This window comes from Nonomuraea sp. NPDC026600, from assembly GCF_040638335.1.
Lineage (GTDB): Bacteria > Actinomycetota > Actinomycetes > Streptosporangiales > Streptosporangiaceae > Nonomuraea.
In genome coordinates this window covers 23,462-46,443 of the sequence record NZ_JBEZYD010000014.1, presented here as the reverse complement: position 1 = coordinate 46,443, position 22,982 = coordinate 23,462, and the positions used below count along the sequence as shown (strand labels likewise).

18 protein-coding genes are annotated in these 22,982 nt (G+C 71.6%); 8 read left to right on the top strand and 10 right to left on the bottom strand.

The window, feature by feature from the left end; translation table 11 throughout:
- Positions 1-56: 56 nt before the first annotated feature.
- The 4 genes from AB0F17_RS29695 to AB0F17_RS29680 all read right to left on the bottom strand — a co-directional run bounded on the left by AB0F17_RS29695 (position 57) and on the right by AB0F17_RS29680 (position 3,247).
- On the bottom strand, positions 57-911 hold the full coding sequence (locus AB0F17_RS29695; protein ID WP_358029336.1) for an ABC transporter permease: 855 nt from the start codon (positions 909-911) through the stop codon (positions 57-59).
- Between the two features lie 2 nt (positions 912-913).
- Positions 914-1,894 carry an ATP-binding cassette domain-containing protein gene (locus tag AB0F17_RS29690; RefSeq protein ID WP_358029333.1) on the bottom strand — a complete coding sequence of 327 codons (981 nt, stop codon included), beginning with the start codon at positions 1,892-1,894 and terminating at the stop codon, positions 914-916.
- Between the two features lie 2 nt (positions 1,895-1,896).
- Entirely contained in the window at positions 1,897-2,457 is a 561-nt protein-coding gene (locus tag AB0F17_RS29685; protein ID WP_358029331.1) for a PadR family transcriptional regulator, read from the bottom strand.
- A 205-nt stretch (positions 2,458-2,662) separates the two neighbouring features.
- On the bottom strand, positions 2,663-3,247 hold the full coding sequence (locus AB0F17_RS29680) for a helix-turn-helix domain-containing protein (RefSeq protein WP_358029330.1): 585 nt from the start codon (positions 3,245-3,247) through the stop codon (positions 2,663-2,665).
- Positions 3,248-3,311: 64 nt separating this feature from the next.
- Here AB0F17_RS29680 and AB0F17_RS29675 point away from each other — a divergent pair, with 64 nt between their 5' ends.
- The 5 genes from AB0F17_RS29675 to AB0F17_RS29655 all read left to right on the top strand — a co-directional run bounded on the left by AB0F17_RS29675 (position 3,312) and on the right by AB0F17_RS29655 (position 9,260).
- Positions 3,312-4,880 carry a carboxyl transferase domain-containing protein gene (locus AB0F17_RS29675; RefSeq protein WP_358029328.1) on the top strand — a complete coding sequence of 523 codons (1,569 nt, stop codon included), beginning with the start codon at positions 3,312-3,314 and terminating at the stop codon, positions 4,878-4,880.
- Between the two features lie 35 nt (positions 4,881-4,915).
- On the top strand, positions 4,916-6,928 hold the full coding sequence (locus tag AB0F17_RS29670; protein ID WP_358029326.1) for a biotin carboxylase N-terminal domain-containing protein: 2,013 nt from the start codon (positions 4,916-4,918) through the stop codon (positions 6,926-6,928).
- Positions 6,928-7,839, top strand: coding sequence for a hydroxymethylglutaryl-CoA lyase (locus tag AB0F17_RS29665; RefSeq protein ID WP_358029323.1), 912 nt, complete (start codon positions 6,928-6,930; stop codon positions 7,837-7,839). The genes AB0F17_RS29670 and AB0F17_RS29665 overlap by 1 nt, the downstream gene beginning before the upstream one ends.
- A gap of 6 nt (positions 7,840-7,845) precedes the next feature.
- Positions 7,846-8,982, top strand: a complete 1,137-nt coding sequence (locus tag AB0F17_RS29660) for an acyl-CoA dehydrogenase family protein (RefSeq protein ID WP_358029321.1) — start codon at positions 7,846-7,848, stop codon at positions 8,980-8,982.
- A gap of 62 nt (positions 8,983-9,044) precedes the next feature.
- Positions 9,045-9,260 carry an alpha/beta fold hydrolase gene (locus AB0F17_RS29655; RefSeq protein ID WP_358029319.1) on the top strand — a complete coding sequence of 72 codons (216 nt, stop codon included), beginning with the start codon at positions 9,045-9,047 and terminating at the stop codon, positions 9,258-9,260.
- 26 nt (positions 9,261-9,286) lie between these two features.
- Here AB0F17_RS29655 and AB0F17_RS29650 read toward each other — a convergent pair whose 3' ends face one another.
- The 5 genes from AB0F17_RS29650 to AB0F17_RS29630 all read right to left on the bottom strand — a co-directional run bounded on the left by AB0F17_RS29650 (position 9,287) and on the right by AB0F17_RS29630 (position 15,473).
- Positions 9,287-9,829 (bottom strand): GNAT family protein, encoded by a 543-nt coding sequence (locus AB0F17_RS29650; RefSeq protein WP_358029317.1) that lies wholly within the window; start codon positions 9,827-9,829, stop codon positions 9,287-9,289.
- An 80-nt stretch (positions 9,830-9,909) separates the two neighbouring features.
- On the bottom strand, positions 9,910-10,677 hold the full coding sequence (locus AB0F17_RS29645) for a hypothetical protein (RefSeq protein WP_358029314.1): 768 nt from the start codon (positions 10,675-10,677) through the stop codon (positions 9,910-9,912).
- On the bottom strand, positions 10,674-12,269 hold the full coding sequence (locus tag AB0F17_RS29640) for a serine/threonine-protein kinase (protein WP_358029311.1): 1,596 nt from the start codon (positions 12,267-12,269) through the stop codon (positions 10,674-10,676). Before AB0F17_RS29640 ends, AB0F17_RS29645 begins: the two co-directional genes overlap by 4 nt.
- Positions 12,270-12,271: 2 nt before the next feature.
- Entirely contained in the window at positions 12,272-13,882 is a 1,611-nt protein-coding gene (locus tag AB0F17_RS29635; RefSeq protein ID WP_358029308.1) for a serine/threonine-protein kinase, read from the bottom strand.
- 4 nt (positions 13,883-13,886) lie between these two features.
- Positions 13,887-15,473 (bottom strand): protein kinase, encoded by a 1,587-nt coding sequence (locus tag AB0F17_RS29630; RefSeq protein ID WP_358029858.1) that lies wholly within the window; start codon positions 15,471-15,473, stop codon positions 13,887-13,889.
- Positions 15,474-15,556: 83 nt separating this feature from the next.
- On the opposite strand from AB0F17_RS29630, the gene AB0F17_RS29625 reads away from it, so the two are divergent.
- The 3 genes from AB0F17_RS29625 (at position 15,557) to AB0F17_RS29615 (ending at position 19,976) form a co-directional block, all read left to right on the top strand.
- Positions 15,557-16,480: a hypothetical protein gene (locus AB0F17_RS29625; RefSeq protein ID WP_358029305.1), complete on the top strand. Its 924-nt coding sequence runs from the start codon at positions 15,557-15,559 to the stop codon at positions 16,478-16,480.
- A 43-nt stretch (positions 16,481-16,523) separates the two neighbouring features.
- Positions 16,524-16,958 (top strand): GNAT family N-acetyltransferase, encoded by a 435-nt coding sequence (locus AB0F17_RS29620; RefSeq protein ID WP_358029302.1) that lies wholly within the window; start codon positions 16,524-16,526, stop codon positions 16,956-16,958.
- Positions 16,959-17,057: 99 nt separating this feature from the next.
- A complete protein-coding gene (locus AB0F17_RS29615) occupies positions 17,058-19,976 on the top strand; it encodes an AAA family ATPase (protein ID WP_358029299.1) in 2,919 nt (972 codons plus the stop codon).
- Positions 19,977-20,055: 79 nt separating this feature from the next.
- On the opposite strand, the gene AB0F17_RS29610 is transcribed toward AB0F17_RS29615, so the two are convergent.
- Complete coding sequence (locus AB0F17_RS29610) at positions 20,056-22,905, bottom strand: hypothetical protein (RefSeq protein WP_358029296.1); 2,850 nt, start codon at positions 22,903-22,905, stop codon at positions 20,056-20,058.
- Positions 22,906-22,982 lie beyond the last annotated feature (77 nt).

The window sequence follows — 22,982 nt, the reverse complement described above, 5'->3', positions numbered from 1 at the left end:
GGAAAGCTACCCTCCGTAACGAGATCGTCGCAGCCAGATGCGAAAACCTGTGCGACCTACTCCGCCCGCCTGAACTGCGCGATCCCCACCCCCAGCAGAACAACCCCCAGAAGGGCCACCACCCCCAGCTCCAGCCCCACCGGCACCTGGAAGTCGAACCACCGAACCCCCGGGTTGAGCACCGCGTTCACCTGCGCGGGAACGTCCAGGTGGGAGAACACCGCCTGCCGCATCGGGTCCACCGCGTACGTCATCGGGTTGATCACCGTCAGTAGGTGCAGCCACGACGGCAGGTTCGCCAGCGGGAACATCGCCCCCGACAGGAACATCATCGGCATGATCGCCATCTGCATCAGCCCGAAGAAGGTCTGCATGTTGCGCATCCGCGCCGCCAGCATCACCCCGAACGCCGTGATCGTGAACGCCGCGAGGAACATCTCCGCCAGCAGCGTGACGATCAGGGCCGGCGAGTACGGTACGCCGACCAACCCGGCCATCGCCAGGATGACGACGCCCTGCCCGGTGGCCACCAGGGCCCCGCCCAGGCACTTGCCGACCACGATCGCCCCGCGTGAGACCGGGGCGACGAGCATCTCGCGCAGGAAGCCGAACTCGCGGTCCCACACGATGGACCCGGCCGAGAACATGCCGGTCATGATCACGGTCATCGAGATCATGCCGGGATACATGAAGGTGCGGTAGTCGATGCCCGGGATGGTGCCGCGCACCAGCGAGCCCAGCCCGGTGCCCATCACGAACAGCCACAGCACCGGCTGCAGCAGCATCGACAGCATGCGGGTGCGGTCGTTGACGAACCGCAGCAGCTCCCGGTGCAGCACCACCTTGACCGCCCGGAGATCGTGCCCGGCGCTGTGCACCGGCACCCGGACGCTGATCGCCTCTGCCGCCATGACTATCGCCTCGCCATCGCTCTCATCCACGCCCTGCCGCCCGTCTCGGCACCTTCCTCGGCGTCGCGGATCGTGGAACCGGTGTAGTTCATGAACACGTCGTCGAGTGAGGGCCGTGAGACGCTCACCGACTTGATCGGCATGCCCAGCTCGGCGAACAGCCGGGGCACGAACTCCTCGCCCGACGCGACGGCGAACGTCACCGCGCCCTCGCGCACGGCCGCGTCCAGGTCGAACTTTTCGCGTAACGCCTTGATCGCGGCGTCGTCGTCGCCGGTCTGGATCTGCACCCGGTCCTTGCCGATGCTGGCCTTCAGCGCCTCCGGCGAGTCGATGACGACGATCTCGCCGTGGTCGATGATCGCGATCCGGTCGCAGTACTCGGCCTCGTCCATGTAGTGGGTGGTCATGAAGATGGTGATGTCCTCCAGGTGCCGGAGCTGGTTGATGTATCCCCAGATGGCCGAGCGGGTCTGCGGGTCGAGGCCGACCGTGGGCTCGTCCAGGAACAGCACCCGGGGCGAGTGCAGAAGTCCGCGGGCGATCTCCAGCCGCCGCTTCATGCCGCCAGAAAACGTCATGACCTTGGCGTCCTTGCGGTCCCAGAGCGCGACCATCTCCATGACCTGCTTGATCCGGTCGCCGACGATGCTCTTCGGCACGCCGTACAGCTCGGCGTGGAAGCGCAGGTTCTGCTCGGCGCTCAGGTAGCCGTCGAGCGTCGGGTCCTGGAAGACCAGCCCGATGTTCCTGCGTACCTCGTCGCGCTCCCGCACCACGTCGTACCCGGCGACCGTGGCGCTGCCGCCGGTCGGGTTGACGAGCGTGCAGAGCATGCTGATCGTGGTGGTCTTCCCCGCGCCGTTCGGGCCGAGGAAGCCGAAGACCTCGCCGGGGGCCACCTCGAAGTCGACGCCCTTGACGGCCTCGACCTTGCCGTAGTCCTTCTTCAGGCCGTGTACGGCCACAGCCACTTCGGTCATGGTCAGTCCTCCGCGAGGATCTGGAAAACGGACTTACGTGTCTGCCTGAGCAGCTTCTTGGCCTGGGCGACCTGCTGGTCGTTGGCCGTCCGCGTCAGATGGCTGAACGCCTCGTTGAGCTGGGCCCACAGCAGCCGCAGCTCGTGCCGGTCCTCGGGCACCGAACGCGCCACCTCGTCCCAGGGGGCCTCGCCGTCGAGGTGTCGTTCGGCCTGCTCGCGGCCCTGCTCGGTCAGGCTGTAGATCCGGGAGCCGCCGCTCTCGTCGCTGGCGACCAGGCCCTCGTCCTCCAGTTGCTGGAGCGACGGATAGACCGAGCCGGGGCTGGGCCGCCACACGCCGCGGCTGCGCTCCTCGATGTCCTGGATCATCTGGTAGCCGTTCTTCGGCCCTTCGCTGAGCAGGCTCAGCAGCGCCGCCCTGACGTCGCCCCGCCGTACGCGCGGAGCGCCGCCCTCCCAGCCCATCGGCGGCGCGCCGGGCATGCCGCCCATCCCCGGGCCGCCACCCCCCATTCCCGGAGCGCCGCCCATTCCCGGAGCGCCGCCCGGGATGGGCGGCATGCCCGGGCCCATCGGGTGCGGCGGTGCGCCGGGCGGGAACGGTGGTCCCGGCGGGAAGTGAGGGTGTGGGGGTTCTGCAGCCGCTTGATGGATTTCGTCCCACATGTGGGGATCACGCATGATGCCTCCAACTATCGAGATACCTTGACGATATATCTAGATAGTTGGCGTGAAAAGCCCATGTTTTCGCGGTTATGGGCGTTTGTTAGTGCGCGTTAACCGAGGCCGCGATGGCGGCCCTGGCCATCGCGCGCAGGAGGGGGCGCATGGCCTGCGCGGGCAGCTCGCCGGCGCTGTGCGGGGTGGAGTTGAGCAGCCCGAAGACGGCGTGCGTGGCGGCCCGCAGTCGCGGGGGCGGGCACGACGGGTGCAGCTCGGCCAGCACGGTGACCCATTCCTCGACGTACAGCCGCTGCAGCCGCCTGATCTGCCGCCGCTCCCGCTCGGGCACGTTGCCCAGCTCCCTGTCGTGCACGGTGATCAGCGCGGGCTGCTCGAGGGCGAAGGTGATCTGCACGTTCAGCAGCGCGTTGAGCGTCTCCTCCGGCCCGCCGGGCGAGGTGACCGCCGCGGCGGCCGACTCGCGCAGCCGCGAGCTGATGCCCAGCAGCATTTCGGCGAGCAGCGCCTCCTTGCCGCTGAAGTGGCGGTAGAGCGCCGGGCCCGAGACGCCGACCGCGCCGCCGATGTCCTCGATCGAGACGCCGTGGAAGCCGCGCGCGGCGAACAGGTTCGCGGCCGCGCCGAGGATCTCCAGGCGCCGGCTGCCACGGCTCCGCGTCGTCGTCACGTCTCACATAGTAGACGGTTACGTTAATGATGACTAACATCTGCCTCATGACGGAAGGGGGCACATGAGCGACTGGCCGGTGCTGAACTCGGCCGCGGACCCCGGCAGCGAGGCGTTCAAGCAGAACGCCGCGCTCAACGAGCGGCTCGCCGCCGACCTGCTGGAGCGCCTCGCCGTGGCCGCCGCAGGCGGTCCCGAGCGGTCGCGGCAGCGTCACGTGGAACGCGGCAAGCTGCTGCCGCGCGACCGCGTCGACGGCCTGCTCGATCCCGGTTCCCGCTTCCTGGAGCTGTCGCCGCTGGCCGCCAACGGCCTCTACGACGACCAGGCGCCGGCCGCCGGGATCATCACCGGCGTCGGCAGGATCGCCGGGCGCGAGTGCGTGGTCGTGGCCAACGACGCCACCGTGAAGGGCGGCACGTACTACCCGATCACCGTCAAGAAGCACCTGCGCGCGCAGGAGGTGGCGCTGCACAATCACCTGCCGTGCGTGTACCTGGTCGATTCGGGCGGCGCGTTCCTCCCCAAGCAGGACGAGGTCTTCCCCGACCGGGAGCACTTCGGCCGCATCTTCTACAACCAGGCCACGATGTCCGCGCGCGGCATCCCGCAGATCGCCGCCGTGCTCGGCTCCTGTACGGCGGGCGGCGCGTACGTCCCGGCCATGAGCGACGAGGCCGTCATCGTGCGCGACCAGGGCACCATCTTCCTCGGCGGCCCGCCGCTGGTGAAGGCGGCCACCGGCGAGGAGGTCACGGCCGAGGAGCTGGGCGGCGGCGACCTGCACGCCCGGGTCAGCGGCGTCACCGACCACCTGGCCGACGACGACGCGCACGCGCTGGCCATCGTCCGCGACATCGTCTCCACGCTGGCCCCGAGAGCCGAGCGGCCCTGGGACAGGGCCGAACCCGAGGAGCCCCGGCACGATCCGCGCGACCTCTACGGCATCGTGCCCGCCGACACCCGCCGACCGTACGAGGTGCGGGAGGTCATCGCCCGGCTCGTCGACGGCTCGCGGTTCCTGGAGTTCAAGGCCGAGTACGGCTCGACGCTGGTCACCGGCTTCGCCCACCTGCACGGGCACCCGGTCGGGATCATCGCGAACAACGGCATCCTGTTCAGCGAGTCCGCGCTGAAGGGCGCGCACTTCATCGAGCTGTGCGACCGCAGGCGCATCCCGCTGGTGTTCCTGCAGAACATCAGCGGCTTCATGGTCGGCAAGGCCTACGAGGCGGGCGGCATCGCCAAGCACGGCGCCAAGATGGTCACCGCGGTCTCCTGTGCCAGGGTGCCGAAGTTCACGGTGGTGATCGGCGGGTCGTTCGGAGCGGGCAACTACGCCATGGCCGGGCGGGCGTACTCGCCCAGGTTCCTGTGGATGTGGCCGAACGCCCGCATCTCGGTCATGGGCGGCGAGCAGGCCGCGAACGTGCTCACCACCGTCGGCAACGCCGACGCGGACGCCATCAGGGCTCAGTACGAGCACCAGGGCAACCCTTACTACTCCACGGCCCGGCTGTGGGACGACGGCGTGATCGACCCGCTCGACACCCGCACGGTCCTCGGCCTGGCACTCTCCGCGGCGGCCAACGCCCCGCTCGACCCCGTCGGCTACGGCGTCTTCCGGATGTGAGTGTGCTCATGGCCCCGTCTCTTAGTTCGCAGGCGATGTTCCGTCGCGTGCTCATCGCCAACCGGGGTGAGATCGCGGTCCGCGTCATCCGTACGCTCCGTGCGCTCGGCATCACGTCGGTGGCCGTCCACACCGCCTCGGACGCGGACGCCCGCCATGTCCGCGAGGCAGACATAGCCCTCCAGGTCACGAAATATCTGGACATGGGGGCGATCGTGGCGGCGGCCGAGGCGTCCGGTGCGCAGGCCGTACATCCCGGATACGGGTTCCTGGCGGAGAACGCCGAGTTCGCCCGCCGCTGCGCCGCGGCCGGGCTGGTCTTCATCGGCCCGCCGCCCGAGGCCATCGACGCCATGGGCGACAAGATCCGCGCCAAGGCCACCGTCTCGGCCGCCGGGGTCCCGGTGGTGCCGGGCGGCGCCGAGCCCGGCGACTCGCTGTTGTCCTGGACGGACTTCCCCGCCCTGATCAAGCCGTCGGCGGGCGGGGGCGGCAAGGGCATGGTGCTGGTCCGTTCGGCCGCCGAACTGCCCGAGGCGCTGGAGTCGGCCCGCCGTACGGCCCGCGCCGCGTTCGGTGACGAGACCCTGCTGATCGAGCGCTACGTCGAGAACCCCCGCCACATCGAGATCCAAGTCCTGGCCGACACCCACGGCAACGTCGTCCACCTGGGCGAACGCGAGTGCAGTCTGCAACGCCGCCACCAGAAGATCATCGAAGAGGCCCCGTCGCCCTTCGTCGACGCGGCGATGCGCGAGCGGATGGGCGCCGCGGCGGTGGAGGCCGCCCGCGCGGTGGGTTACGTGAGCGCGGGCACGGTCGAGTTCATCGTCGACGGCACGACCGGCGAGTACCACTTCATGGAGATGAACACCCGCCTCCAGGTGGAGCACCCGGTCACCGAGCTGGTGACAGACCTCGACCTGGTGGAGCTCCAGCTCCGGGTGGCGGCGGGCGAGCCGCTGTCCATCACCCAGGACGAGGTACGGCTGCGCGGCCACGCCGTCGAGGCCCGCGTCTACGCCGAGGACCCGTCGCGCGGCTTCCTGCCCACGGGCGGGCGGGTGCTGCGCCTGGCCGAGCCCGAGCGCGTCCGGATGGACTCCGGGCTGGTCGAGGGCGGTGTCGTGGGCAGCGAGTTCGACCCGATGCTGGCCAAGGTCATCGCCTGGGCCCCCACGCGGGAGGCGGCCTTCGGCCGGCTCGACAAGGCGCTGGCCGAGACGGCCGTGCTGGGCGTGATCACGAACGTGCCGTTCCTGCGGGCGCTCGCGGCGCACCCGGCCGTGCGGGCGGGCGAGCTCGACACCGGGCTGGTCGAGCGGGTCCTGCCCGCGCTGGTCCCCGACGCCGGGCCGCCCGACGAGGTGCTGGCCGCCGCCGCGCTGGCCTTCCACGCCGCGCCGGTGGGCTCGGATCCCTGGGAGGTCGCGGACGGCTGGCGGGTCGGCGAGCGCGCGTGGACGTCCTGGCGGCTGGAGTCACGGGACGGCGTCCACACGATCCAGGTACGCGGCCTGCCAGAAAAATCCGCAGAAATCCGCATAAATGCCACGCAAGCCCCGGCCCCGGAGTCCGTCGGCGTTGTCGTGTCCGGTGTGGCCGTTCCGGCCAGGCTCCTGGTCAGTGACGCCAAGCTGACCCTCACCCTCGCCGGCCGTACCTCCCACTACACCCACGCCCGCCACGACGACACCCTCTGGCTGGGCAGGGACGGCCAGTCCTGGGCCCTGACCCGCCACCGCATCGGCGACCCCGGCGACCGCCCCGGCGCCGCGCACGCGGGCGACGGCGTGGTCAGAAGCCCCATGCCCGGCACCGTCCTGGTCGTCAAGGTCCAGCCGGGCGACCGGGTGAGCGCGGGCCAGCCGCTTCTCATCGTGGAGGCCATGAAGATGGAACACACCGTCACCGCCCCCTGCGACGGCCAGATCACCGAGCTGCCCGTACAGGCGGGCCAGCCGGTCGACATGGACGCCGTCCTGGCGGTCGTCGCGGCGGACTCGCCGGACTTGCCGGACTCGTCGGGCTCGGCGGGGGAGTCCTGATGCGCAGGCCGTACCCGATGGAGGGTCTTCCGCACCACGTCACCGTCTACGAGGTGGGCCCGCGCGACGGCCTGCAGAACGAATCCGCGATCGTCCCGGTCGAGGTCAAGGCAGAGTTCATCGACCGGCTCGCCGACGCCGGCCACCGGGTGATCGAGGCCACCAGCTTCGTCCACCCCACCTGGGTGCCCCAGCTCGCCGACGCCGAAGAGCTGCTCACCAGGCTCGACCGGCGGCCGGGCGTCCGTTACCCGGTGCTCGTCCCGAACGAGCGCGGCCTGGACCGGGCGCTGGCGCACGACGTCGAGGAGATCGCCATCTTCGCCAGCGCCACCGAGACGTTCGCCGCCAAGAACCTGAACCGCAGCCTGAAGAGCCAGTTCGACATGTTCGAGCCGGTCGTGGCCAGGGCGCTCGACAACGGCGTCAAGGTACGCGCGTACGTGTCGATGTGCTTCGGCGACCCGTGGGAGGGCCCGACGCCGATCGCGCAGGTCGTCGCGGTCGGCGAGCGGCTGCTCGGCCTGGGCTGCCACGAGCTGTCACTCGGCGACACGATCGGCGTCGGCACCCCCGGACACGTGACCGCGCTGATCGAGTCGTTCCGCGATCCCGACAGGCTGGCCGTGCACTTCCACGACACGTACGGGCAGGCCCTGGCCAACACGCTGGCCGCGCTCCGGTCGGGCGTGCACGTCGTCGACGCCTCGACCGGCGGCATCGGCGGCTGCCCCTACGCCGAGTCCGCCACCGGCAACCTCGCCACCGAGGACCTCGTCTGGATGCTGCACGGGCTCGGCATCGACACCGGCCTCGACCTCGACAAGCTCGTGGCCACGAGCACCTGGCTGGCCGAACGGCTCGGCCGTCCCAGCCCCTCCCGCGTCGTCCAGGCCCTCGCGAAAGGCTGACCCACCATGCTCACCGACGAGTACGAAGAGCTGCGCAAGACCGTCGAGGCGTTCGCCCGCGACGTGGTGGCGCCGGTGATCGGCGACTTCTACGAGCGGGAGGAGTTCCCGTACGACATCGTGCGCCGGATGGGCGCCATGGGCCTGTTCGGTCTGCCCTTCCCCGAGGAGTACGGCGGCATGGGCGGCGACTACTTCGCGCTCTGCCTGGCCTTGGAGGAGCTGGCGCGCGCCGACTCCAGCGTGGCGATCACCCTGGAGGCCGCGGTGTCGCTCGGCGCCATGCCGATCTACCGATTCGGTACGCCCCAGCAGCGGGCGACCTGGCTCCCGGCGATGGCGGCGGGCGAGACCCTCGGCGCGTTCGGCCTGACGGAGCCCGGCGGCGGCTCCGACGTGCCCGGCGGCATGCGCACCACGGCCACGCTCGACGGCGCGGAATGGGTGATCAACGGGACGAAGGCGTTCATCACCAACTCGGGCACCGACATCACCGGCGTGGTCGGCGTCGCCGCGCTCACCGGCGAGCGGCAGATCTCCACCATCCTCGTGCCGTCAGGGACGCCCGGCTTCACGGTCTCGAAGAAGTACTCCAAGGTCGGCTGGAACGCCTCCGACACCAGGGAGCTGTCCTTCTCCGACTGCCGCGTCCCCGCCGAGAACCTGCTCGGCGAGCGCGGCCGCGGCTACGCCCAGTTCCTGCAGACGCTCGACGAGGGCCGCATCGCCATCGCCGCCGTCGGCGTCGGCCTGTCCCAGGGCTGCGTGGACGAATGCCTGCGCTACGTCAGGGACAGACGCGCGTTCGGCCACCCGATCGGCCACTACCAGGCCATCCAGTTCAAGATCGCCGACATGGAGGCCCGCGCCCACACCGCCCGCCTGGCCTACTACCACGCGGCCGAGAAGATGCTGGCCGGCGTGCCGTTCAAGAAGGAGGCGGCGATCGCCAAGCTCGTCTCCTCGAACGCCGCCATGGACAACTCCCGCGACGCGACACAGATCTTCGGCGGGTACGGCTTCATGAACGAGTTCCCGGTGGGCCGCTTCTACCGCGACGCCAAGATCCTGGAGATCGGCGAGGGCACCAGCGAGGTCCAGCGCATGCTGATCGCCCGCCAGCTCGGTCTAGGGGACCTGTGACCTGCGAATAGCCCTGTAGCGGTCATGCATGGCCGGGCTGGCGGATGGGCGTCCTCCCGTTCATGACACCGTCGAAGGCCGCGGCGTGGAAGACGATCCCGTCCTGGTATTTCATCGCCACCGGCGACCAGATCATCGTCCCGGCCGCGCAGCGGGCGATGGCCGAGCGGGCCCGCTCGAAGATCATCGAGTTCCACGGCGGCTCCCACCTCACCCTGATCTCGCACCCGGAGGCCGTGACACCGGTGATCGAAGACGCGATCTGCTCGGTGCGCTGAGCGCCGGCGTCCGAGTTCACGCTGCACTAGCCCTTCGGGTCCGGCTTCCAGTCCTGGACGAGGAGTCCGAGAAGCACCTCGTCAAGGAACTCGCCCATGACCCAGGCCGAGGAGCGCAGCACGCCCTCACGGACGAAGCCGTTGTGCTCAGCGGAGCGCAACATCGCGACGTTGTCCGACAGCGTCTCGATCTGCAGCCGCTGCAGGCCGCGCACGACGAAACCGTAGTGGCACAGCACCGCGACCACGTCGGTGCCGTAGCCCTTGCCGCGGGCGGACGGCAGCAGCCCCAGCCCGATGTGCGCGGACCGGTTGTGGTTGTCGATGCCCCACAGCAGCGCGCTGCCGATCAGCATGCCGCCGTCCAACTCCATCACGGAGAACTGGGCGAGCCCTTGCTCCTTGTCGTCCACCACGAACCGCGCGTCCTTCGAGCCGGGCGTGATCGGCCGCCACGGCTGGTCATTGGCCCGCGAAGAGGTGACCACGTCATCGCCGAGCTCGGCCTGCAGGATCGGAATATCGCCCTCGTGCCGGGCTCTGAGCCCGACCTTGCCGCCTTTCAGCATGCATGCTTCCTATCCGATCGGGCCGGCCGACGGCAAACCGATAAAGACTCCCATCTGCTGACGACGCCTCCAAGGTTGGACTAGTTCGAGGTGCCGAGCTTCTCGGCGACCGATCTGGCCACGTCCAGGGCGCCCTTGGTCAGCCTGCCCGCCGAGTCCTCGGTGACGTGCCGCTGGTAGGCGACCTGGATCACCGCGTTGCTGACCCGGACGCCGACGGTCGCGGTGGTCGGTCCCTTGCCCGTGTCACCGGGCAGCGTGTAGAGGGTGGTCCAGGAGGCGTCGCCGATGGGCGGCTCGGCGGGGGCGGAGGTTCTGGCGAGCAGGACGGCTTCCTGACGCTGTCCCACGAACTGCTCGTGCGCCGCCGTCACATCCCCCGGGAAGACCTTCACGTACACCTGGAGCCGGAACTGCATGTTGCCCGGCATCCCCGAGCCGGGCGCGAGCGTCGACCACTCGCACTCCTCGGCCTTGATCTGCGTCTTGTCCGGGAACAGCGTCAGCTTCTTGACCAGGTCCTCGTCGGTGACCGTGCACGGGTCGACGGCCTTGGTGAACGTGGCGGCCCCGGTCGGCGCGGGCTCGCTCGTGGTGGCCTGCTCGGTGGGCGAAGACTCGGTGGGTGAAGGCTCGGCCGCCCGCGTGGTCTTGACCGCTACGGGTACGGCCGTTTTGTCCGGCTGCCGGGTGAGCAGGAACAGGACGGTGAACAGCATGAGCACGACCACGGCCGACGCCCCGCTCAGGATCGCGGGCGTCACCCGCACACCGGGGCGGGACTGCTGGGTGGGAGCGGTGTGCGGCACGGCCGCGGTCGGGAAGTCTTTCCGCTGGTAGTCGTTCATCGCGCCTTCTGGAGGGTGTCGGCCACCGCGCGGGCGGTCTTGAGAGCGGTGTCCCGGAGTTGCGGGGTCACCTTCGTTCGCTTCGGATGGCTGGCCTCCACCTGGATGATCACGTTGCTGATCCGCATCCAAATGGTGGTGGTCGAGGTGTGGGTGATGCCGGCTTCCTTGTCCTGGGCGGCCGCCTCGTCGCCCGCGCTCACCGTTCTGATGCGCGAGGTCGTCACCGTCTCCTCGCTGCCGGCCTCCGAGTCGCGAGCCTGTACGGCCTGCGTGAAGGCGCGTTCGGCGGCCTTGACCTCGCTGGAGTGTTTGACCTTGAGGTTGATGGACGTGGTGTTGAGGAGCCCGCCGAGCCCGACCGACCAGTAGCACTCGCTGTCGTTGTAGACGCCGCGCTGCCGGGAGCGGGAGCCTGGCAGGACGCGCTGCGCCTGCTCGGCGGTGAGGAGCGAGCACGCCTTCGGCGGGCGGCCGAACGTGCCGTCGCCCCTGGCCAGGCCGGTCGGGGGCGCCGTGATCGTCGTGGTCGTCGTGGGAGAGGGCGCCGCGGTCGAAGCGGGCTGGGCGATCTGGGTGGCCGGTGTCGTGGCGGCGGGGGAGCCCCCGGAGCCCTCGAAGCTCCCGAAGCCCCCGGAGCCGTTGAGGAGCACGACCGCCGTGACCGCGACGGCCGTACCCGCCGCCAGGCCGCCCAGCACGTACGGTGTGCGGCGGCGCGGGCGCGACCGTACCGGGACCGTGGCGGGCGCGGTCTCGCGCGGCCGGACGGGCAGCGGGACCGCCAGTGACTCCAGGTGCGCCCTGATGGCCCGCGGGTGCGGCCGGGCGGCCGGGTTCCGGTCGAGCATGGCCAGGAGCAGGCCGCCGAGCGGGCCCGCGTTGACGGGCGGCGGCGGGGGCATCGTGAGCACGGCCGCGACGATCGCCATCGCCGAGTCGCGCTCGAACGGCGCCCGGCCCTCGGCGGCCAGGTACAGGGTGGCGCCCAGCGACCACAGGTCGGCCATCGGGCCCGACGGCTCGCCGCGCAGGAGCTCGGGCGCGATGTAGCCGGGGGAGCCCGCGACGTCGCCGGAGTGCGCAGCGGCGGCGGCCGTACCCGCGCCGGGGACGTCGTCCGTGTGCGCGGCGATGCCGAAGTCGGTCAGGACGACCTCGCCGAGATCGGTGATCATCACGTTGCCCGGCTTCACGTCCCGGTGCAGGATGCCGCGGTGGTGGGCGGCCACCAGCGCGTCGAGCACGCGCAGGCCGATCGTGGCGACGTGGCCGGGCGGCAGCGGGCCGCGGTCCTTGACCAGGTCGCCCAGGGACCTGCCCGCCAGCAGGTCCATGATGATCCAGGGCTGGCCGCCCTCGGAGATCACGTCGTGCACGGTGATGATCGACGGGTGGTTCAGCGCCGCCGCCGCCCTGGCCTCGCGCAGCGTGTCGACCAGGGCCCGCTGCTGGTCCTGGCCTGGCGGCAGCCGTACCTCCTTGACCGCGACCTCGCGGTGCAGCAGCTCGTCACGCGCCCGCCACACCGTGCCCGCGCCGCCCGCCCCGAGCGGGGCGAGCAGCTGGTAGCGTCCGGCGATCACGCGCATGGTCAGGAGGCCTTGGCGTCGAGGTTCGCGGCGAGGAACTTGGCGGCCTGCGCGGCCTTGTCCCGCAGGGCGGCGTCCTTGGCCACGTCGTGCACGAAGCGGAACTCACCCACCATGTTGCCGGTGCGGAAGAGCACGTGCACCTCGACCTCGTGCTTGTTGTTGAACTTCACCCTGGAGATCTCGTACGCGACGGCCTCCTCGCCCGCGCCGGGGATCTCGAAGACCTCGCCCTGCTTCTCGCCGGTGCCGCCCCTGCCCGCCTTGTCCTCGGCCTCCTTCTTCGCCCCGGCGACGTGCTCCTGCGCGAGCGTGGTCTCGTAACCGTCGCCCTGCGGCGGGTACAGCCAGAGCGTCAGGAACACGCTCAGCTGCTTGCCCGCCGGCGGGAAGCCCGCCGTCGCCCACGCGCACCTGAAGGCCGGGTCGGTCGACGAGGTGAGGAACGTGCCGACGAGCCGGGTGGCCTGCTCCCTGGTGAGCAGCTGGCAGGGCCGGGGGATCTTGGAGAACTTCCCGGCCGGCAGCGTGACCGCGGGGGAGGAGCTGGCCGAAGCCGAGGCCGACGCGGTCGGCGCCGCGCTGGTCGGGGCCTTGCTCGGCGCCGGTTTCGTGGTACGCGCCGCCGTCGGTGTGGTCCGCGGCGACGGTGCGGCGGAGGACGACGTGGTGAGGATGGACGTGGTGAGGATGAGCGTGACTGCGACGACGAACGCCACGACCACGGCCGCCGCCGAACCGTACGCGGCCGCGCGCGAGACCACCCACGCCGGCGCGGGCGTCCTGACGGTGGCCGCCGCGTGGCCCGCGACCCGCTCCAGCCCCCGGCGCAGCGCGCGCACGTCGGGCCGGTGGGAGGGGTCCTTGGCCAGCACGCCGAGCAGGAGCGGGGCGAGCTCGCCCGCGCGCTGCGGCGGCCTGGGCGGCTCGGTCATCACCGCGCCGAGCGTGGCCATCGCGGTGTTGCGCTGGAACGGCTGTACGCCCTCCACCGCCGTGTAGATCGTCGCGCCGAGCGAGAACAGGTCGGACGGCGGCCCCGGCGCGACGCCCTCGGTCAGGCATTCGGGCGCGGTGAAGCCGGCCGTGCCCACCGGTACGCCGCCCTGTTGGGAGGCCGCACCGGTAGGAGCGGCGATGCCGAAGTCGGACAGCAGGATGCGGCCGTCATCGGCGAGCAGCACGTTGCCCGGTTTGACGTCGCGGTGGAGCAGGCCGCGCGCGTGCGCGGAGGCCAGCGCCGACAGCACGAACAGGCCGATGGAGGCCGCCCAGGCCGCCGACATCGGCCCGCCGGTCTTGACGGCCTGGTCGAGCGAGCGCCCGCGGACCAGCTCCATGACGATCCACGGCTCGCCGTTGTCGTCGATCACGTCGTGGATGCCGACCACCGCCGGGTGCCGGATCCCGGCCGCCGCGCGGGCCTCGTGCAACGTACGGTGGCGCAGCGCGGCCTGGTCGGCGTGGGGGAGGTTCGGCGGGATCAGCACCTGCTTCACCGCCACCTCGCGGCCGATCATCGTGTCGTGCGCGCGCCAGACGATGCCCATGCCGCCACGGCCGAGCTGTTCGAGCAACTGGTAGCGGCCGCCCACGAGTCGCGGTTGGTTCATTGCCTCACTCCTGGCGGTTCAATGCCTCGGCCAGCCAGCGCGCGGCGTCGCGCGCTCCCTTGCGCAGGGCGGCGTTGTTGCCGATCTTGTTGACGTTGACATAACCGATCTCGACGTTGACGTTGCTGAGCCGGAAGATCACGGTGACGTTCTCGGCGTTGCCCTTGGGGCTGACCAGTTCGTAGCCGAACGCCTCGTCGCCGATGCCGTTGATGTCCTGGACGTTCCGGCGCTGCTGTTTGATCGGCTTGGTGAGGCCGATCTCCGGCCAGGACCACGTGATCTCCGCGTCCTGGCCGCGGATGTTGCGCAGGTTGACGTAGTGTTCCTCGGCGTCCTCCGGAACCGTGCTCCACTTGTCGGCCCCGCCGGAATCGGCCAGCACCGCGGCGGACAGCCCCTTGCCTCGGGTGGTCCACTCGCACGTGTCGCCGTCGCGCCTGCCCTTGCCCACACCGGGCGTGAGCTTGGCGACCTGGGCGGGGGTGAGCAGGGTGCACAGGTGCACGGCGGCGGTGAACTTGGGCGTCTTCTCCGGCTCCGGTTCCTTGGTGGGGGTAGGGGCGGGAGTGGAGGCGGCCGACGTGGTCGGCGCCTGCTGCTTCGTGGGCTCCGCCACGGGTTTCGCGGGGGTGTCCGCGGGCCGCAGGGCCACGAACGCGACCGTGGCCACCGCCGCCGCGACGACCGCGCCGCCGACGATGATCGGCAGCCGGTTGGCGCGCCTGGCCTTCGGCTGCGTGGCCGCCAGTGCCGGCTGACCGTCCGCTACCCGCCGCAGCAACTGCTCGGCCGCCTGCGGGACGGGTCTCTGGTACGGCTCGCGGGCCAGCATCAGCATCAGCACCGGCCCGAGGTTCCCGGCGCGCTGGGGCGGCCGGGGCGGCAGGGTCAGGGCGTCACGCAGCACCGACATGGGAGACGTGCCGACATAGGGAGCCTGGCCCTCCACGGTCGCGTAGAGCGTGGCGGCCAGCGACCACAGGTCCGACTCGGGCCCGCCGCGCTCGCCGCGTAACCTCTCCGGGGCGATGAACCCGGGTGACCCGATCAGCAGCCCCGACTCGGTGATCGTCGCCTGGTCCTCCAGCTTGGCGATGCCGAAGTCGGTCAGCACCACCCGGCCGTCGTCGGTCAGGAACACGTTGGCGGGCTTGACGTCGCGATGTTGGATGCCGTGCGCGTGGGCGACGGACAGCGCCTCCAGCACCCGCAGCCCGATCGCCGCGGTGCGCTCCGGCGACCACGGGCCCTCGGCGGCCACCGCGTCCTTCAGGTCGCGGCCCCTGAGCAGCTCCATGACGATCCACGGCCGCCCGTCCTCGGACAGCACGTCGTGAATGGTGATGATGCCCGGATGCCGCACCTGGGCGGCCGCCATCGCCTCGCGCATGGCCCGCTGGAGCGCCTCGGCCCGCTCGGCCGGTGCGAGGGACCGCGGGAGGAGCACTTCCTTGATGGCGACCTGGCGATCGAGCAGCTCGTCGTGAGCCAGCCAGATCGTGCCCATGCCACCCTGACCGAGCGCCCGTAGCACCCGATAGCGGCCTGCGATTTTGGAATCCCCCAGACCAGGCACGCTGGAGACCATAGTGTTCCGCACTTTCGGTTCGCTATATTTCCGTCCCGTACGCGGTAACAGCAGCCCATTTGTAATGATCGTCGAGTTTAGGGGTGGCCATGATCCAGGGCCCGCAGGCACCGCAGGCGCCACCCGTACCTCCGGCCTCGTACTGGCCGGACGGGGGCGGCGAGCGGCCCGTCACGTCGAAGGCGCCAGGCTGGGCCAAGGCCGTGCTGGCCGGGGCCGCTGCGGTGGCGGTGCTGGGCGGGGGGCTCATCGCGGTACGCGGCGTCGGCCAGGCGGCCGCTCCTGTCGCGCTGCCGTCACCCTCGTTCGACCTGCCGTCCGACCTGCCCTCCGACCTGCCGTCCACGCTGCCGTCGTCGCTCCCCTCGTCGTCCGGGTTGCCCTCGGCGGCGCCCTCGTCGGACGCGGCGGAGACGCCCGCGGCCACCTCCACCTTCGCGCCGCTGAAGGCGGTGCCCGAGGTGTGCGACCTGCTGCCCGCGAGCCTGACCACGCGGCTCGCGCCCAAGTCGCAGTCCGAGCCGGGCGTCCAGAAGGACGGGTACGGCGCCCTGCGCAAGGGCTGCGAGTGGACGCAGAAGTCCAAGAACATCAAGAACGGCATCCTGGAATCGCGGACCATCTTCCTGGCCGTCAACGTCTGGCCCAGTGTCGAGGACGCGCGGGACGACGCCGACTTCAACTTCGACTCGATGAAGGACATGGCCGGCACCAAGGAGGAGAACCCCGGCCTGCGGTTCCTGAGCACGTACGGTGAGATGAAGGACCTCGACGGCATCGGCGACGAGACCCATGCCATGTACACCCAGAACCTCAAGGGCACCACGAACGTCTGGGCGTACATCGTGATGGGCAACACGACGATCAACGTCCGCTACTTCGGCACCGACAACAAGGACGGCCAGATCACCGCCCAGGGCGCGAACACCAAGCCGGTCGCCGAAGACGTGCTCATGAAGGGCGCCCAGGAGGTCGCCGAACAGACTGTCAAGGCGCTGACACGCTGAGGTGATTGGACGGCGGCCACGCGACGACTTAAGGTCGTACGACATGACGTCAGACGATCTCCACATCAGGAGAGCGGAGAAGGCCGACGCGGATGAGCTGTTCGCCTTGGCCAGGGAGTTCGGGCTGACCTTCAGGCCCGAGCGCAAGGCCTTCGACGCGGCGCTGCCGCAGTTGCTGCGCGACGACGACGTCATGTTGATCGCGGCCGTGGTGGGCGGGCGGGTCCAGGGTTACCTGCTGGGGTTCGTGCACCTCACGCTGTTCGCGAACGGGCCCGTCGCCTGGGTCGAGGAGGCGATGGTGCAGAGCGGGTCGCGCCGGCAGGGCATCGGCCGGGCGTTGCTGGTGGAGTTCGAGGCCTGGGCCCGTACGAGGGAGGCCGGTTACGTGGCCATGGCGACGCGGCGGGCGCCCGAGTTCTACCACGCGCTGGGCTACGAGGCGTCGGCGACCATGTTCAGGAAGGTCCTCCGCTAGCGGTCGGTCGCGTACGTCGGGGGCGAGTCTCCGTACAGGCGATCAGATCCGCACTGACCGGCGGCGTTTTCTGTCGCCGCCGGATGGCATTCTTGGGGCGTGAGCATCCACGCGGTGAGCCCGCTGTTCGTCGGCCGCGCCGCGGAGCTGGGCGCGCTTGACGGGGCCCTGGCCGGTGCCCGGACCGGGGCGGCGGCCACCGTGCTGGTCGGCGGCGAGGCGGGGGTCGGCAAGACGCGCTTCATCAGGGAGTTCGCCGATCGGGCGGGCGACGCGATGGTGCTCGTCGGCGGCTGCCTGGAGCTGGGCACCGAGGGCCTGCCGTTCGCCCCCTTCACCGCGGTGCTGCGTGGCCTGGTGCGCGCGCTCGGCCGCGACGGCGTGGCGGCCCTGGTGCCCGGCGGCACCACGCGCGGGCTGGCCCGGCTGCTGCCCGAGTTCGGCGAGCCCGACGGCGACGGCTCCGAGGCCCGCGCCCGGCTCTTCGAGCAACTGCTCGGCCTGCTGGAGCGGCTGGCGGAGGACCGGCCGGTCGTCCTGGTCATCGAGGACGCCCACTGGGCCGACCGCTCCACCCGCGACCTGCTCTCGTTCCTGGTCCGCTACCAGCGTTCCGACGTACGGCTGCTGATCGTCGTCACCTACCGCTCCGATGAGCTGCACCGCACCCACCCGCTGCGCCCGCTGCTGGCCGAGCTGGGCCGCGTCGCCTGGGTGGCCAGGCTGGAGCTGCGCAGGCTCACCCGCAGGGAGGTCGTCGAGCAGGCGGCGAGCATCCTGGAGCGCGAGCTGTCCGACCTCGACATGGACCTGATCTACGCGCGCAGCGAGGGCAACCCGCTGTTCGTGGAGGCGCTGCTCAGCGAGTCCGGCGCCGGCGAGGCGCTGCCGGAGTCGCTGCGCGACCTGCTGCTCGCCAGTGTCGAGCGGCTGCCCGACGACACCCAGGAGCTGCTCCGCGTGGCCAGCGCGGGCGGCCAGCGCATCGAACACGACCTGCTGTCCGCCGTCGCCGGGCTGGACGACGGGGCCCTGTCCAACGCGCTGCGGCCCGCCGTGGCCGGCAACGTGCTCGTCGTGGACGGCGAAGGCTACTCCTTCAGGCACGCGCTGATCCGCGAGGCGCTCCACGACGACCTGCTGCCGGGCGAGCACACCCGCCTGCACACGCGCTTCGCCCAGGCGCTGGAGCACGACCTGTCGATCCTGCCCGCCCCGCGCGGCGCGATCGAACTGGCCCACCACTGGCACGCCGCCCACGACACCACCTGGGCGCTGGTCAGCGCCTGGCGCGCGGCCGCCGCCGCCCGTCGCTCCGCCGCCTACGACGAGCAGCACCGGATGCTGTCGCGGGTGCTGGAGCTGTGGGATCAGGTGCCCGACGCCGCGGAGCGCATCGGCACCGACCACATCAACGTGCTCCGGCAGACCGCCGTGGTCGCCCACCTGGCGGGTGAGTACGAACGCGCGATCGCCCTGACCGGTGCCGGGCTCGCCGAGCTCGACGAGGCGGCCGATCCCGTCACGGCCGCCAGGCTGCTGCGGCAACGCGGTCTCACCGGCTACGACCTCAGCCGTCCCGGCCACGTCGACGATCTGCGCCGGGCGGCTTCGCTGGTGCCCGACGACCAGCCCGGTCTGCGGGCCCAGGTGCTGGAGACTCTGGCCCGCATGCTCTACGACGGCTGGCAGGAGAAGATCTCCACGGCCCGGCTGGCCATGGAGATCGGCCACGAGGTGGGCGACGCCAACACCGAGGCGCACGCGCTGATCACCATGACCTGGGCGCGCTGCCAATTCTCCGACGTCGAGGCCAACCTGGGCGGGTTCGCCGAAGCGCGCCGCATCGCGGCCTCGGCCGAGGCCTACAACGCGATGCTGCGCGGCGCCATCTCCGAGTCCGACGTGCTGGAGGGCGCGGGGAGGCACGAACGGGCCGCCCAGGTCGCCCGCGACGGCGTCGCCGAAGCCGAACGCTACGGTTTGGCGCGCACCTCGGGCACGTTCCTGTCGATCAACCTGGCCGAGCCCCTGATGTCGCTCGGGCGCTGGGACGAGGCGCTGGAGGTGATCGAGCACGCTCTGGAGCTCACGCCGCCGCCGCCCTACCGGGCCAGCCTGCAGGGGATCGCCTCCGACATCGCGCTCGCGCGCGGGCGGATCGATCAGGCCGAGGAGCTGTTCGCGGCCTCGCGCAGCGTGCTGATGCGCGGGCGGTTCCGCGACCAGAACGTGCTGCCGCACGCCTGCAGAGAGGTCGAGCTGCTGCTGGCGCGGGGGCGCCTGGACGAGGCGCGGGAGGCGGCGGCTCGGACACTGCGCGAGCAGGATCTGCTGGCCAGTCCGCGTTACGCGTGGCCGGTGCTGGTGACGTTCGCGCGGTTGGGCGGGGAGATCGGGGCGGAGTTGCGGTCGGTCGCGGAGTGGCTCGCGGTCGCTGGCGACTACCAGCAGGCTCTGCGACTCACCTACATGGCTCTGGCGGGCCTGTCCGAGGCTGACCTGGAGTCCGGCGCGGGATCGGGTGCTGGCTCGGGTTCTGGGGCCGGTCTCGATGGCGCGCGGGTCAAGGCGTGGGACACGGCCGTGGAGGCTTGGGCGGAGCTGCGGCAGCCATACTCCGAGGCTCAGACGCTGGAGGGCGCCGCCCGAGCGGCGCTGGAGGCCGGTGATCGGCAGGGGGCGAGGGTCAGGCTGGCCAGGGCCCGTGAGCTGGCCGAGCAGCTCGGTGCGACGCCGCTGGCCGAGCGGCTGGACGCGGTCGCGCGGCGGGGGCGTGTCGCCGTCGCCGACGAGCCGGCGCCCGACGGGCCGCCGCTGGGGCTGACGGCGCGTGAGCTGGAAGTGCTGCGGTACGTGGCCGAGGGGCGCAGCAATCGGGAGATCGCGGGGGAGCTGTTCATCGCGGTCAAGACCGTGAGCGTGCACGTCTCCAACATCCTGGCCAAACTGGGCGTCGCCTCCCGTGGCGAGGCCGCCGCCGTGGCCCACCGGATCCGGCTCTTCGCCGCGGAGTGATCGGGCTTCACGAAGGCCGCTGGGCCGCGACGTCAACCGGCCGCCGGTCCGCTGCGGCCCGGCGGGGTCGGTCACGCGGTCAGCCGGTGAGCTGGGCTTCCAGGCGGTAGCCGTCGACCGTGACGTACACCTGGTCGCCGGCGCGGGCGTTGAGGCGCATGAGGACCGGCTGGAGCGAGTCGAACACCGGCTGGTGCCCCTGCCAGACCAGCACGATGGCGTTGTCTCCCGGGCCCGTGACCGACAGGAGGGTGCCGGGGCGCATGCCGAGCTGCGTGGCGTACCCCTCGGGCACCGGGACCGGACCGCCCCGGAGGTGTTCGTTGGTGACCTCGATGCGCTGCCAGCGGCGCGGGTCCGACGAAGGGCTCGGCGGCGGGGGCGGCGGGGTGGCGGGAGCGCCCGCGAGCGTGCCCGGCAGCATCGCGGACCGGCCGCCCGAGAGGGCGGACAGCGCGGCGAGGGCCGCCGAGGGGTCGATGGACTTGCTCTCGGCCTCGGGGATGGGCTGGCCGCCCCTGTGGTGGTGGCCGTTGGCTCCCGGGGTACGGCGGGGGAGCGGCAGAGCGGGTGACGGGGCGGACGCGACGGGGCCCGACGTCTCCGGCAGCGCGTCGAGCCAGGCCTTGGCCGAGTGCGCGCGGATGCCCAGCTCGCTGAGCAGTTCCACGACGTCGGCGTCGGCGGGCTGGCCGGACAGCAACTGCCTGGTACGGGCCTGCAGGCCGTGAAGATCGCCCACCACCAGCCAGCCGTCCTGGAGGCGGCGGTCGGGCATCAGCGTCACGAGCACCCGCCAGAGCGGCGTACGCAGCGACGGGACCATCACCGGGTGGGCCGGGTCGGCGCCGATGAGCTGATCCTGGGTGGCGGCCGCGCCGAGCCACTCCGTCAGCCGGAACATGTGCCCGGTGACCGGCGCCGACTCCGACGAGCGCAGCCAGTGCAGCACGCGCTCCTCGGCCGTCCGCTGCGCCTGGGAGAGGATGTCCCGGTCGACGAGCATCTTGTGGGCGAGCGTACGCAGGCTGACGGGGTCTTCGGCGAACAGGCGGTGTACGGCCACCGCGAGGGCCAGCTTGTCCAGGCTGCGGAACAGGCTGTCGACGACCCGGACCATGGCGTGGTCGGTCTCGGAGGGGGCGGGCGTCGCCGGTGTGGCATTGCCGGCCGGCACCGGGGCGCCGTACGTGCTGCCGTTGCCCGGAGCGCCCGCCGCCGGGACGGGACCGGTGTGGGTGTCCGTGTTCGGGGTGCGGGGCGTTTTGCCCAGGTCGCCCGGGAAGCCGCCTCCGGGAAGCGATCCCGTGCCGGCTCCGGTGGATGATCCGTTGCCTGTGGGCGTTCCGGTGCCTACGAGTGGTCCGACAGCGGGGAATTGCCCGGTGCCTGTGACGGATCCGGGCGCGAACAGTCCGGCGGCCGGGTTCGGCCCGGTTTGGGGTTTCCCGCCGGGTTCGGTGCCCGGGAGGGGACTCTGCTGGGTCGGTCCGTCAGCACGGTCGGCGACGGGCCCGGTGTGCGGGCCGCCTGAGGCGACCGGGCTGCCAGGGGCGAGCGGGCCACCGGGGGCGAGCGGGCCACCGGGGGCGAGCGGGCTGCCAGGGGCGACCGGGCCGCCGGAGGTGAGCGGGCCGCCGATGGGCGGCGTGCTGGCCTGCGGGGCGGCGGTGGGGTGCGGACCGGCGGTGGGGTGCGGGCCCGTGCGCGGACTGGCAGTAGCGTGCGGGCCAGTGTGTGGGCCTGCGGTGGGGTGTGGGCCGGTGCGATCGGGGCCCGCGTTGCCTGGGACGCTGGGGCCTGGGACGTTGGCGCCTGAGGCGTTGGGGCCGGAGACTCCGGGTCCGGGGAGGCCGGTGCCCGGGAAGCCGCCGCCCTGCTGGTTGGCGCCGGGAGGATTAGCGATGGGGGCGTTCGTGTCCTGGCGGGCCGCCTGGGGGCCGGACTGGGGCTGCGGAGCGGCCAGCGGCTGCGCGCCGGTCGTGGGCTGCGAGCTGCCCTTGTTCTGCGCCTGGAATGAGCCGGTCTGCGCCGGTCCGCCCTGCGCGGCGAATGAGCCGGTCTGAGCTGGTCCATTCGGTGCGGCGAACGGGCCGTTCTGAGCCGGTCCGCCCGGCGCGGGGGATGAGCCGGTTTGAGCCGGTCCCTTCGATGCGGGGAATGAGCCGGTCTGGCGGGCGGCCCCGCTCTGAGCGGCGAAGGAGCCTGTCTGGGGTCCGCCTTGATCAGCGAAGGAACCCGTCTGGGCAGCGGCCTGGCCCGGGAAGGAGCCGGTCTGGCGTTGAGGGGTGCCGTTCTCGTGGGCTACAGGGTGCGGACCGGTGTGTGCCGGGCTCTGGACCGGGCCGCCGTCGCGCTGGCCGGGTACCGTGCCGCGCTGGAGCGGACGGGTCACCTCTGGGTGGTTCTGTGCCGGACGGACCGGCTGCCGGCTCTGTCCCGGGTGAGCACCGGGCCGGGCCTGTGCCGGGGGGGCCGCCTGCTGGGCGGACTGGCCGGGTTCGCGTTGGATCGGGATACGGCTGAGCACCTCGCGGAACACCGAGCCGATCACCACTTCAGGCGTGGCCGAGGGGGTGCCCAGGTCGCCGGGCGAGAGGCGGCGCAGTCGCTGCCAGCCTCCCAGGCCGGTGATCGCCGTCCTGGTGGCCTCCGGCCAGCCGGGCAGCGCCGGGTCGATGTGGTGCACGGTCAGCGCGGGCAGGAGGTCGGCGAGTGCCAGGTGGTCCCAGCGGGAGGAGGCCAGCAACGCGAGCCGGTCGCAGATCCAGTCGAGTCCGGCCGTACCGAGAGCCCTCGACAGGGCGACGGACGACCACCACCCGGCGGGCAGGCGCGGATCGCCCAGCGCCTCCGCGACTTGCTGGGGACGGCTCCAGCGCAAGGCAGGGACCAGGTCGCTCAGGCAGATCGATGACTCGACTTCCATCGGCGGACCTTATCCTCCCCAGTGAGCCGCGTGTTGCTACTCAATACGCATGTGGTTAATGGTGCAGCCTACGCGGC